Here is a 12,902-nt window from a genome sequence, read left to right as displayed (position 1 = left end):
CTGGCTATTGAATCAAAAAGCTCTTCACCTGACTAGGTAAAAACAAAACGTTGGATTCTTTGTGTTGATTATCAACCCTAACTTCATTTAAATTCGCTTCCTCCACTTTATGAATAGCGGGATGATCTAACCTAATCGTTTGATCTTGACGAGAAGGATTATAGTATCGAATGATGAAAGCATCTTCAGATTCAGCCTTTTTCAACGTACTCATCACTAGCTCTGTTTCTTCAAAAGAAAACCAACTGAATTCAGAAGGAACTTGAACGTTTTCTTTATTTAACTTCATTGCATTATGCGGGATTTTGTTATACGAAAGAAAAGGACTGACATATCTTTTCACACGTTGGGCTACTTTAGCTGCATCTCGATTTCCTTCCACATAAGCGAATCCAAAGTCAAAGGTATATTCGCCAAGCATTTGTGAATCAGGTGTTGGTAATTTGATTCCTGATGGACGTCCTGGTCGTCGAACAAGTTCTTCCTTTCCAAGAACCCCAACACTTCTAAATAACGTAAGCGCAATAGTGTCATAGGAGTCTCCGATAATCTCATATTCTCGAACGCTTTTCGTCATGACAAACGCGCTCTTCTCCAGATCCTCAAGGCCCACATAACTAAGGAAAGGATAAATCGCATCCGGTCGTTCATCCCAACCTTCTGACTCCCAAACCGCCATTCCATCATCGATAACGTTACGATCAATTGTACCAAATTGTTGATCGGCAAAAGAAAAGGAACTGGAAATATTTGTTGGAATCATGACGCGGATCCGGTGATCTTTCGCATTATTTTTAACTTTACATGAAACTTCGATCGCATTACTTTCAATTGGAATCGTAAGCTCAATATGGAAATCTACGTTTTCCATACGCCCATCATCTTGCTTTCTCGCTTCAAGATCCGCCGGTACAATCCATTGATAAGCGATCTTAACATGATGAGTATGTGGTGTTGACTGTAAACTGAATTGAGCATCCGTTATTTCCTCAGCACTAAAGCGTGGTATTTCTCCTTCTAAAGGAGAGAAATCATATTCATCACCATCATCCCCAACATTCTCAAGTCCAAGAACGCCAACATGAGTTTGACCAGTCTGTTTATCAGTTAGTGATAACGTACCGTTTTGCTCAAACTGAATCGAGTAAGCAACCGTTTCAACGGAGCGATGGTTTTCTCTTGGAAGTGCTCGTTGATGATCGTTTGTTTCAACTACATAGTAAGTGTGATATCCGATACCAGGAAGTTGGGTTTTCACTTCAATTGTAAATTCTACAAAAGGATCATAGTTTCCGTAATGTACGATTTGTCGGTCAATTAAGCCGGGATCAATCACTTTTGTAGAAAGAATTTCGTATTCGAGTTCTTCTCCATGGTCGTCCATGAGTTTAAATGAACTAAACTTTGTCGTGACAGTCGTTGTTGTTACTTCTTCGCGGTCCTCAGGAAGAAGATTAAAGAAAACAAGACGATCCTCTTTGCGATCTGTATTGATATGGTCTGTGATTTTACGTTTATAGAAATCGATCAAGCGGTCTGTCCGTTCTTCAGCATTCTGGAAGCGCGCCATAATTTCCGCATGAACTTTATCAGAACAGCAACATCCGATACTATCATGTGCATGGTTTTTCATAATTTCTTTCCATATCGGCTCAAATAAACCGTGATGATACTCAAATCCTAGTTTGTAGGCGAGTGATGCTAAAGGTTCTAGATGATTCGTCAGTTTATTCTCAATCCGAGTATTTGCTGCTTTTATATCCGCTCTAGTTGAGTAAATACTTCTATGGACGCGCTGGTATTTACCGTGAAGAAACTCTCCGTAAATCTCATCAAGACCTTCATTTTTTTCGATTTTTTCGAGTAAGTCCTCGTATCTGCTTAAGAAAAACTCTCTATCTGGATAAAGTTTTTTCAATACCGAGATTACTTCATATATATTTTGCTGGATAGGCATCTGGTCATGTCCATTTGGAAGGAGCACATCTTCGCCTGTAGCGCCTCGATCGAGCACAGTAAAGTATTTATCCATTCTTTTTTGTAATGCAGCTTCTTCTTCAGGTAGATACTTCCCAATGGCATAACCAAGCGGCATAAGTTGTACAAGAACTTTTGACTCCCCAGGAGCAGTCCAATAAAATTCGGTTTTATCCGTACCGTGATTCTCAGAAGTTCCTCTCCAGAAAATCGAATATTTAATATCAAACCCATTTAGAATTTGCGGCATCTGAGCAGATTGTCCAAAAGAATCAGGGAGATAGCCAATTTTCATTGGCTCACCAAATTCTGCGCTATCTTTCATACCGTAATAAAGATTTCGTACAATGGACTCTCCCCCAACAACCATCTCGTCCGTCTGCGTGTACCACGGGCCAATAATCAACTTACCTGCTTGAACAAGTTTCTTCACGCGTTCTCTTTGGTCCGGACGAATCTCAAAGAAATCCTCTAAGATCGCTGTCTGTCCATCTAGTACATAATAAGGATAATCAGGATCATTTTCTAATCTTGTTAATATTTCTTCCATATTATTCACAAGTAATATACGTGATTCTTCTGTTGAAAAATACCATTCTCGATCCCAGTGCATGTGAGGAACGATGTGGACGTTTTTTGTCATAGCTGCTCACCTCATTCAAAAATTATGCTGCTTGTTGCTTTAATGCTTTTTCATATCCATATTTTTTGATCTTTTGTTTTCTCGTTAAAATAAGAAGTACAGTTGAAATGGCTGCACCAATTACGGCGGCACCAAACCAAATGATTGCATTCATAATCCCGCCCGTACCTCCTTGAAGGAGAGCAAGTGAAAAAATACCTGCACCTGGAACATTCAAACCAATGTTAGCCACTGAAATAATCGCTCCAGTAACAGCTGATCCTGCTACTAGTGAAGGAATAACGCGTAAAGGGTCATTTATCATAAACGGGATTGCCCCCTCCGTAATTCCAGCTAAACCAAGAATCCACGTTTGTTTCCCAACGGCTTTTTCACTTTGACTAAACGATTTATTCGCAATGATAGTAGCTGCAGTAACAGAGAAGGCTGATACCATTTTGACTGAAGCGAAAGTGGCATAAGGAATAAAGTTACCGCTCGCCATGGCTCCAATACAAAATGTGTATGCTGCTTTATTGACTGGACCGCCTAAATCAAAGGATACAAACCCTCCAATTAATGCTCCTAGAATAATCGCATTCGTTCCTGTCATACCATCAAGCCAGTTAAGTAGCGTTTCATTTAGCCACGTAACTGGCTCGCCAACGACAAATAACATAATTAAAATGGTGATAAGAGAACCGAGCACCGGATACACCCAAAAGCTTACAAATCCTGCGAAAGTACCACTAGGCTTAATTTTTTGCTTCATGTATTTCAATAGATAACCAGCAAGGAAACCACCAAGCATCCCACCAAGGAATCCGCTTCCAATCATATTGGCTGCGACACCAGCTGCAAATCCAGGTCCGAGACCAGGTTTATCCGCGATGGAGTATGCCATGTAGGCAGCAAGAATTGGAACCATTAGTGTGCTAAGTAACAGTCCACCTAACGTTTTAACCTGGAATAACCACGATCCCTCGGTTGCTAGCACATCTTCTAACCCAAATCCCTGCGCAATAAGTGTGGCAAATGCTGAAATCATTCCACCTGCGACAATGATTGGAATAATGTACGAGATTCCCGTTAGAATTGAATCTTTTATTTCGGTTTTAAAAGGTTTGTTGTCTTCATCTTCACTCATCTTATCTAGATGTTCCGTGTTTGAAGTGGAAGATTGTTTCTTCTGAAGGACTTTTTCAATTAATCCTTTGCCCTCTTTCATAGGGGAAGCGACATTCGTTTTCACAGTTGGTAAGTGTTTGAAGCGTCCCTGGTCCTTTACAGCTACGTCATTTGCAAAAATAACACCAACTGCTTCACTTAAGTCTTTCTTTGTATGACGACCTTCGATGCCATTGGCACCTTGCTTCTCTACTTTCATTCTTACATTCAATTCTTTTGCGGCCTTCATAAGTGCTTCTGCTGCCATATAAGTATGGGCAATTCCTGCGGGACAGGCCGTAACACCTAGCACAAGCGGTCGAGTCTCCTTACTTGTGACTTCTTCCTCTTGCGGTTTATCTTCAGCGTCACCAAGAGCCTCATATAATTCATCTGCTGTTTTCATTTTGACTAATTGATCTTTATAAGTTGAATCAGATAGGCGTGTGACTAACTCTGCTAAGAGAGAGACATGTGTTGATCCTGCTTCCGCTTCAGGGATAGCCAGTAGAAAAACCAAATCAACCTGGTTTGTCGGATCCACACTTTCCCAATCTTCTATCGGCTTTTTTACTGTCGCTACAGCGAAGGCTGCCTCTTTAACACCTTTCGATTTACCGTGCGGAAGCGCAAGTCCACCTTCAAAACCTGTCGGTGAAAGCTTCTCTCGTTCTAACACAGCGTTGAAGTATTGATCTCTATCTGATAGCTTTCCTGCTACTTCCAGCGCTTCAGTTAATGATTCAATCGCTTCACGTTTTGTAGCATAATTTTGATTTATCTTAATTAAATCGAGAGAAGTGACGTTTTGTAGATTCATTTTTTTACCTCCCCATAAAGTAATCGCTTACAAACTCATCATAATTGTTTTAAAGGTTCGGATCGCCATTTTGTTAGCGCATTCACAAAAACTATTAGAAATAGATAAGCTCTGTGTATTTATACACAGAGCTTACGGTAAGATTCAACTAATAATCGGGCAATCATGGCCATAGGAACGAAATTTGTAGTGTTATAGCCTTTTGTCTCTTCTTTTGGAGCGTAACAATATAACATTAAATCAACTAGCTCAGTTAAGCTACTTTCGCCAATATGACTCATTCCAATGATTCTAGCTCCTTGATTTTTTGCATATTTCCCAAGATCAAGAGTTTGCTCTGTTTCTCCTGATTGACTTAGCAGAATGACAACGTCTTTCTTAGTAAAGCGTTGTAAAGATGCCATATTCTCATGACGGTGTTCGGAAAAAGTAACATCTTTATGAAATGGCCTAATGTTCATCACAATTAATTCACTTATATAAGAATGTGCACCCGCCCCAAACACTAGAAGACGTTGAGAATGATGAATCCACTCACTAGCCAATTGAATCAACCGCTTATCCGTTAGTTCCATCGTTCGTTCCATTTCATATTGAAAAGACGGGCTTTTTGTTTCTTTCGTGGCCATTTCATCTTTCAATCTAAGTTTCAATTGCGTAAACCCTTCATACTCCAATTTCTTCATAAGTCTCATAACAGAATTCGGTACTGTATGAGTTTGCTGGGCAAGATGTTGCACTGACATGTTGACAACATCCGATCGATTTTGGAGAATGTATTGAATAATTTGATCTTCGAGATCCGTTAATTGGAATTCAAATTTACGATATCGATCTGCTAAAGATAACATGCTATACCAGTCCTTCAGTTAGATTAGTAGCTCTATTCTACCATCCTTTACTATTATGTACTAAAGCCATATGTTTTTTTGTATCGTCGATTTTTACTTCGAAGAAAGAGATGCGCCCTCATTCCATCTTCGGACACATCTCTTCTTTTTTTCTTATGACCTCATCATCTCTGACACCCATTGATCTCTATGAATGACTTCAACTGTGGCGTTCTCATTCTCGTGATCTTGAATAACGTTCTCCAAGAAAGCAGATGAATATCGGACCTGTCCTTTTCCTAGTTTTCCATTCTTTCCGAGTACTTCCACAACATCTCCAACCTCAAAAGAGCCAACTACTTGCTTGATTCCCCCATAAAGCAAGCTCTTGCCATTTAAAACAATCGCTTTTTCTGCACCCTCATCAATATAAAGCTGACCTGATACGTGAGAGTGCATCGCAATCCATTGTTTTTTAATCGGGAAAGATATTGCTTTCTCTCGACTGATGTAAGTTCCATCTCCGATACCAGAGAGAATTCGAAGTAACTTTTCACTGCCTGTTTCATGACCAATAAAAACTCGAATGCTCAGATTTAAAGCTGTCTTTGCTGCGATTAGCTTTGATTTCATGCCCCCAGTTCCAGCACTCGAACCAGCTCCCCCTGCTTGCCCAATCATTTTGTCGCTAATTTCAGTGATAGAATGAAACTTGATCGCATCAGGGTTAGTTGTTGGGTTGGAATCATATATACCGTTCACATCCGTCAAAATGATCAACTCATTTGCATGAACAAGTCCACTTACAAGAGCTGAAAGCATATCGTTATCACCAAACTTTAACTCTTCAGTTGAAACCGTATCATTTTCATTAATAATCGGCATGACCCCTCTTGCCAGTAATTCAGACAGCGTATCAAACGCATTTTTGTATCGTTCTTGATTTGAGAAATCAGGGCGTGTTAATAGAATTTGAGCGACTGAAATGTTTCGCTGATTGAATTCCTCGATATAAGATTTAATAAGTAAACTTTGTCCAAGAGCGGCTGCAGCCTGCTTTCCTTTTAACGTGACGGGTCTTGCTGGATATCCAAGTTCTTTAAAACCTGCCGCAACTGCTCCTGAAGAAACAAGAAGTACTTCATGTCCTTCCTGACGAAGTAATGTGAGGGCATTAACATGATCAATGAGCTTAACTAGATCAATTTCTCCCTTACCGTTTGTTAATGAACTGCTCCCAATCTTAACAACAATTCGCTTCTTTCTCATATGACATCTCCTTATATAAATACGTTCTTTCACGTTAAAGTGCAAAATGATTTTAAGTATCTTACCACAAAACTTCTTTTTTGTCGTACATTACTTTCATTCTTAATGTCAAAAAAAGATCAACTCATTATTTGAGTTGACCTTTCTCTCATTTCTTTATAAATCATCAAACCCATTATCATCAGACACTTTTGTATACTGACGTGATTTCTGTTCGAAGAAATCACTTTTCCCAGCGTTCACATCCGCGTAGGCTTTGATCCACCGCATAGGGTTCTCTCGGTGACCTTCAAAAGGGCGTTCGATTCCAAGCTGATTCACGCGATTGTTTGCCATAAATTTAATGTAGTCATTGAGTTCGTTCATTGTAATTCCAGGGAAACGATTACCAATAATGTATTCTCCCCATTTCATCTCAAGCTCAGCAGCTTCACGAAATGTATTCGTGATGAAATCATGATTTTCTTTCGTATTCAGTTCAGGATGCTCATTGAACAATTCTTTCACTATATTAACGAACAACGTCACATGCAGCTGCTCATCGCGGTTAATATAGTTAATCATTGTGGAAGTAGACACCATCTTTTGATTTCGAGCAAGGTTATAAAAGAAAGCGAACCCGGCGTAGAAGAAAAGTCCTTCAAGAATAATGTCATAAACAATCGATTCAAAAAACGTTTGTGGTGTTGGATTTTGAACAAATGCTTCATAACCAGAAGCAATAAATTGGTTACGTTCTAAGAGCACGTCATCGTGCTTCCAATATTCAAAAATCCGGTCTTGCTCATTTTTATTTACAATGGAAGAAAGTACATAGCTATATGACTGATTATGCACAACTTCCTGGAACGAAAGCACCTGCATGAGCGCTGATAGGCTTGAATCTGTTAAATAATCCGCGACCTTACTTGAATAGTCGGTTTGAATCGAATCTAGGAAGGCAAGAAGGCCAATAATTTTCTTAAACGTATCTTGCTCATCTTCGCTCAATGCCTCCCATTGCTTCACGTCGTTCGACATATTGATTTCAAACGGAGTCCAAAAGTTTCCTAGCATATTTTTGTACATAGGATATGCCCAGCTAAAGCGGACATCATCCCAGTTTAAAACGTTTGAGCTTTCTCCATTAATAATTCCAGTCGAGCTATTCGGTGCGGAGACATCGTATAGCTTTCGTTGTTGAATCGTAGCCATTTCCAATTCCTCCTTTAGCTTGCGCAGCTTTCACAGTCGTCAATATCTACAGATGTACTTCGTGTATAGTAGGTTGTTTTCAACCCTTTTCTCCAAGCTGTCATATGAATGTTCAATAAGTCCTTCGCTTTCACCGTACTTTGCACATAGATATTAAACGATATTGATTGATCCACATGACGCTGTCTGGCTGCATTCTGCTCAATACTCCAAAGCTGATCAATGTGATAAGCCGATTTGTAATACCAGGTCGTTTCAGGTGAAAGATCAGGCGCTGTAACAGGAATTTTGTAATTCTTCTTTTCTTCAGAGTATTCTTTTTGGAAAATCGGATCGATTGATGCTGTCGATCCAGCTATTAAACTTGTTGAACTGTTAGGAGCAACCGCTAAAAGATAGGCATTTCTGATACCATTCGTTTGGACCCTTTCCTTAAGAGACTGCCATTTTTCACTAACGTAACCTCGTTGATTAAAGTACTCCCCATTTTGCCAATCAGAGCCTTCAAAGAGAGAGTAGCTTCCTTTTTCAACGGCAAGCTCATGACTTGCCTGTATCGTTAAATAATTAATTGTTTCATATAGTTCGTCCGCATAGTCTGCCGCTTCATGACTTTCCCAGACAATCTCTTTTTTCGCAAGGAGGTGATGCCAACCAAACGTTCCAAGACCAATGCTTCTATACTTCTCATTCGTTAACTGGGCTTGAGGCACTTCGATCGTATTAATATCGATCACGTTATCCAGCATTCTTACCTGAATTGGAATTAATCGCTCTAGTGCATTAGCTGTAACCGCACGTCCAAGATTAATACTAGATAGATTACAAACGACATAGTCACCAGGCGTTTTCGTAATGATAATTTTACCGTCTTTCGTGATTTCCTCTTCAACAGTCGTTGCACTCATATTTTGCATAATTTCCGTACAAAGATTGGAAGCATAGATCATACCAGCATGCTTATTAGGATTCGCGCGATTCACCGTATCTCGATAGAACATATAAGGCGTCCCAGTTTCCAATTGTGATTTCATGACACGCTTCATAATCTCAATCGCCGGCACTGTTTTTCTTGAAAGCTCAGGCTGATTCACACATTGCCTATATTTCATACGAAACTCTCCTGATCCTTTTTCCTTGTCATAAGCATCTTCAAGAGAGAACCCCATCACCTGACGGACTTCATGCGGATCAAATAAATGCCAGTCTCCACGGTCTTCCACTACTTCCATAAAGATATCTGGAATACAAAGACCCGTGAAAAGATCATGTGTCCTCATTCGTTCGTCTCCGTTATTAAGCTTGGCATCAAGAAATTCGAAAACGTCCTTATGCCAGACATCAAGATATACAGCAACAGCACCTTGACGCTGTCCTAGCTGGTCTACGCTCACAGCTGTATTGTTTAATTGCTTCATCCACGGTAAAACCCCAGATGAATTGCCTTTAAACCCTTTAATATCACTCCCACGAGAACGAATTTTCCCGAGATATGCTCCAATTCCTCCTCCATTTTTCGAAACGGTCGCTACATCTGTATTGCTGTCATAGATTCCTCTAAGACTGTCATCCACCGTATCGATAAAGCATGAGCTTAGCTGTCCATAGCTTTTCCCTGCATTTGAAAGAGTAGGAGTTGCTACTGTCATATATAAATTAGATAGCGCCCAATACGCTTCTTCAATTAGATTTAACCTCTTATCTTTTGGTTCATTTAACATGAGCGTCATAGCAATGACTAGAAAGCGCTCTTGAGGCAATTCATATACATTCTTTTCATGATCAGTAGCTAGATAGCGGTCTGCGAGCGTTCGTAGGCCGATGTATGTAAACAAACGATCTCTTGATGGCTCGATTAACTTAGCAACATGCTCTACTTCATTCTTGGAATAAGACTGAAGAAGTGTTTTGTTATAAATCCCTTCATCTGTCAGCTGTTGAAGAAGGCGATAGAAGCTTCCCCCGCCATAAACCTCTTTCTCAGTTCGATGTGAAAGAGACTTACGATAGAGCGAACGAAGATGAAAAGCTGCTGCCACATAAGTCCAGTCAGGTTCTGTTGCGCTAATTCGTTCAAGGGCATTTAAAACTAGAATGTTATCAACCTCTTCTTGCGTTGATTTTTCTGAAATACCATCAATTGTTTTTTCAATAAAACTCTCACTAGCAAGTGACGGGTACTCATTTAGGAGCGTTCTTACTTCCTCCATTATTTTTGTTACTGTCATTTCTGCTACAGTACTCATATACCTCTCTCCTTTATCCATCCAAAATAAAAAGCTCACTCTCGGAAGAGTGAGCCTGGAGAAAACGACAAAGTATAAATGAACGTACTCGTACATTTACCCTGCCATTTCTCACCCTCAACCCCCGAAGAATAGAAACGTTTTTGACTATACGGCAGGTCTACTGGCTTGTGCTTCTCCCTTGGCAAACCTTCCCGGAATTAACTCCAGTGGTTTCTTGCCTCGTCCACACGACAGTTGCGGGGACAGCTCCGGATTCAGACCGGATTCCCTATTAAGTCGTTCTACGACACCGCATACTCAATTATTTAATTACGTACACTTTACCCCATATATAGTATCTGAAACATTTATTAATCACTAAATATTGATAACCTCATCTTACATGATGCTTTGATTTAGCACAAGCTTTATTGTTACATTGACTTCGATTTATTTCAACTCTAAAGACACTCACCTATCACTTTCAACTTGCTCATGCATATATTGTTGATACCTAAAAAAGTTTCCCAAAGGAAAGAAAGGTGAGTATGATGAAAAAATCATCTTCGGTTAATTTCAAGAAATTGGTTGGTTATACACAACTTTGTCAGAAATTCGGTATTTTGAGTGAACAAGAAAGCAAAGAAATTCTACAAAAGTTAAGTGAGCATAAAACATAAAGCTTTAACTACGATTGAAAAGGAAGCGAGATCACGATCCTTCCTCCCTTTTTGTTTTCTTCGGCGTATATGTTACCATTATGTTTTTCTACTATTGTTTTTGTAATCGATAGACCAATGCCTGAACCTGACTTGTCACCTGTATAGAACCGGTCGAAAACGCGCTCTGGATTCTCGCCAAAGCCTTTACCATCATCTTCAACCCTAATAAAAACTTGACGATCTTCTGGATGGACATGTACTTCTATAACGGATGAAGCGAATCGTAGGGCATTACCGAGTATATTCATAAATGCTTGTTTCATTTTATCACTATCCATCTTAACGCCTATGGTATGATCAGTGTCATACCTCACCTCTATTTCCCGTTGATGTGCAAGTGGTTTTACCGCAGTGATGACTTCCATTAACACATGATGAAGATCGACTACTTCATAAGTAAAAGATTCATCTACTGTTTCTAACCTCGTTAAATAAGAAATGTCCTGCACGATTTTTTTTAAACGCTGCGTTTCTTTCACGATCACTTCAAGACTATGCTCTACGTCCTCTCCTACGATTACTTCATCTAGAATCCCTTCCGCATTCCCTTGAATCGCCATTAGAGGGGTCTTTAATTCATGAGACGCATTTTGAAGGAATTCCTTCTGATCAAAATCATTTTTTCGAAGTTGCTCCGTTAGTTCTTGAAATGTCTTAGCAAGTTCATTGATTTCATCCTTTGTCTTAAGCTTCAACGGGGGTGGTTCCTTGCGCATCGTAAATTCCCGCATGTGATTGGCTAGTAATCGAATTGGCCCCGCTATTCCTTTCTGCATGATAGCAGCAAGGAGGACGGCAACAGCAGCAGATACTAAAAGACTGACAACCTGTGATTGCTGAATAATCCGATTGAAACCTTCAAGGCTTTCTACCTTCGTAAATAGCACAATATTGCCAACTTGCTCTCGTGAGAGACTAATTGGCACTTCCTCTGTAACATATAAATTTCCTTTGTTTTCTTCATAATCAATTCGAACCACTTCATCGACATTCGAATAAATTGCCTTCTCATTTGCATTATAAATTATAAATTGAGATGAGATTAAATTGCCTGCCATTTCAATTCTTCTGCGATCAAGTAACCCATTAGGTGGATTTTCGCCCTTCCACTGTCGATCTTCGAGCATCTGACTAATTTGCAATCCCTCTTTTTGCAGCTGTTCTCTCGTTTCGCGCACAAGATATTCTTGAAATAAATATTGAAATGAAATAGTAGTAATAAGCAGAATAACAACAATAAGAACGATATAACTAAGAAACAATTTGGTACCGATATTAAACTTCTTCATCGATTTTATAGCCATACCCCCAAACTGTTGTAATCTTCGCTTGCGCCTTTGCGTCTGACATCTTTTTACGTAGCCTTTTCACAAGGTCATCAATAATTCTGCCATCACCTACATATTGATAACCCCAAATGGCTTCAATTAATCTCTCTCTTGTAAACGGTTGTCCTGGATGTTGAAGAAGATAGGCGAGCACATCGTACTCTTTCGGCGTTAAAGCCATTTCTTCCTCATTCACTAATAACAGTCGTTTTTTCTTATTTAAACGTACGTTCTGAACAGTGATTTCTTGTGAAGAATGGTTTTTCTCTAGGCGATTCATCCGTTTGAATAGGTTCTTAATACGCACAACAAGTTCTCTAGGGCTAAAAGGTTTCGTTAAGTAATCATCAGCGCCAAGTTCAAGGCCTAGTATCCGATCAAGCTCTTCATCTCTTGCGGAAACAACGATAACGGGAATGTAAGAATGCTTTCTTAACCGTCGAAGGAGTTCAAGCCCATCAACATTTGGCATCATAATATCTAATACTAATAAATCGGGTTCAATTGTCTCTAGAGCACTTAACACTTCTGCCCCATCTGTAAAGGTTGAGACAATAAACCCTTCTTTTTTTAAATACTTCTCTAAAATATCACGTATATTTTGTTCATCATCAATCACAAAAACGTGCTGCATCTCTCTCAACTCCGTTCCCTTTTCACCTCTAAGACGAAATATGCTTTTCATACTCTTTATATTATCCTAGCCTTATCTGACAGTAAATCAGCCAGATGTCTTCAAGACATA

At 39.6% G+C, this 12,902-nt stretch carries 8 protein-coding genes and 1 riboswitch; all 8 genes read right to left on the bottom strand.

Going from position 1 to position 12,902, the window contains the following annotated elements; genetic code table 11:
- Positions 1-4 precede the first annotated feature (4 nt).
- Positions 5-2,620: a mannosylglycerate hydrolase gene (gene mngB, locus ABVF21_RS20485; RefSeq protein WP_371018870.1), complete on the bottom strand. Its 2,616-nt coding sequence runs from the start codon at positions 2,618-2,620 to the stop codon at positions 5-7.
- Between the two features lie 22 nt (positions 2,621-2,642).
- Positions 2,643-4,586: a PTS 2-O-a-mannosyl-D-glycerate transporter subunit IIABC gene (mngA, locus tag ABVF21_RS20480; protein WP_371018869.1), complete on the bottom strand. Its 1,944-nt coding sequence runs from the start codon at positions 4,584-4,586 to the stop codon at positions 2,643-2,645.
- 119 nt (positions 4,587-4,705) lie between these two features.
- Positions 4,706-5,437, bottom strand: coding sequence for a MurR/RpiR family transcriptional regulator (locus tag ABVF21_RS20475; RefSeq protein WP_371018868.1), 732 nt, complete (start codon positions 5,435-5,437; stop codon positions 4,706-4,708).
- Between the two features lie 153 nt (positions 5,438-5,590).
- On the bottom strand, positions 5,591-6,685 hold the full coding sequence (gene proB, locus ABVF21_RS20470; RefSeq protein ID WP_371018867.1) for a glutamate 5-kinase: 1,095 nt from the start codon (positions 6,683-6,685) through the stop codon (positions 5,591-5,593).
- 156 nt (positions 6,686-6,841) lie between these two features.
- Positions 6,842-7,879 carry a ribonucleotide-diphosphate reductase subunit beta gene (locus tag ABVF21_RS20465; protein WP_303535277.1) on the bottom strand — a complete coding sequence of 346 codons (1,038 nt, stop codon included), beginning with the start codon at positions 7,877-7,879 and terminating at the stop codon, positions 6,842-6,844.
- A gap of 14 nt (positions 7,880-7,893) precedes the next feature.
- The gene (locus ABVF21_RS20460; protein ID WP_371018866.1) at positions 7,894-10,125 is read right to left on the bottom strand and encodes a ribonucleoside-diphosphate reductase subunit alpha; all 2,232 of its coding nucleotides are present in this window, start codon (positions 10,123-10,125) and stop codon (positions 7,894-7,896) included.
- A gap of 136 nt (positions 10,126-10,261) precedes the next feature.
- A riboswitch (cobalamin riboswitch) is annotated at positions 10,262-10,437 on the bottom strand.
- Positions 10,438-10,795: 358 nt separating this feature from the next.
- On the bottom strand, positions 10,796-12,133 hold the full coding sequence (locus ABVF21_RS20455; protein ID WP_371018865.1) for a sensor histidine kinase: 1,338 nt from the start codon (positions 12,131-12,133) through the stop codon (positions 10,796-10,798).
- Positions 12,105-12,842 (bottom strand): response regulator transcription factor, encoded by a 738-nt coding sequence (locus tag ABVF21_RS20450; RefSeq protein ID WP_371018864.1) that lies wholly within the window; start codon positions 12,840-12,842, stop codon positions 12,105-12,107. The genes ABVF21_RS20455 and ABVF21_RS20450 overlap by 29 nt, the downstream gene beginning before the upstream one ends.
- Between the last annotated feature and the right edge of the window lie 60 nt (positions 12,843-12,902).

Origin of the sequence: Pseudalkalibacillus sp. JSM 102089, assembly GCF_041366475.1 — a bacterium.
GTDB lineage: Bacteria > Bacillota > Bacilli > Bacillales > Guptibacillaceae > Guptibacillus > Guptibacillus hwajinpoensis_B.
This window is presented reverse-complemented; position numbering and strand designations above follow the sequence as displayed.

Coding starts and splice junctions, on each gene's coding strand:
- mngB (WP_371018870.1), bottom strand. CDS start 2,620: ATGACAAAAAACGTCCACATCGTTCCTCACATGCACTGGGATCGAGAA.
- mngA (WP_371018869.1), bottom strand. CDS start 4,586: ATGAATCTACAAAACGTCACTTCTCTCGATTTAATTAAGATAAATCAA.
- ABVF21_RS20475 (WP_371018868.1), bottom strand. CDS start 5,437: ATGTTATCTTTAGCAGATCGATATCGTAAATTTGAATTCCAATTAACG.
- proB (WP_371018867.1), bottom strand. CDS start 6,685: ATGAGAAAGAAGCGAATTGTTGTTAAGATTGGGAGCAGTTCATTAACA.
- ABVF21_RS20465 (WP_303535277.1), bottom strand. CDS start 7,879: ATGGCTACGATTCAACAACGAAAGCTATACGATGTCTCCGCACCGAAT.
- ABVF21_RS20460 (WP_371018866.1), bottom strand. CDS start 10,125: ATGAGTACTGTAGCAGAAATGACAGTAACAAAAATAATGGAGGAAGTA.
- ABVF21_RS20455 (WP_371018865.1), bottom strand. CDS start 12,133: ATGGCTATAAAATCGATGAAGAAGTTTAATATCGGTACCAAATTGTTT.
- ABVF21_RS20450 (WP_371018864.1), bottom strand. CDS start 12,842: ATGAAAAGCATATTTCGTCTTAGAGGTGAAAAGGGAACGGAGTTGAGA.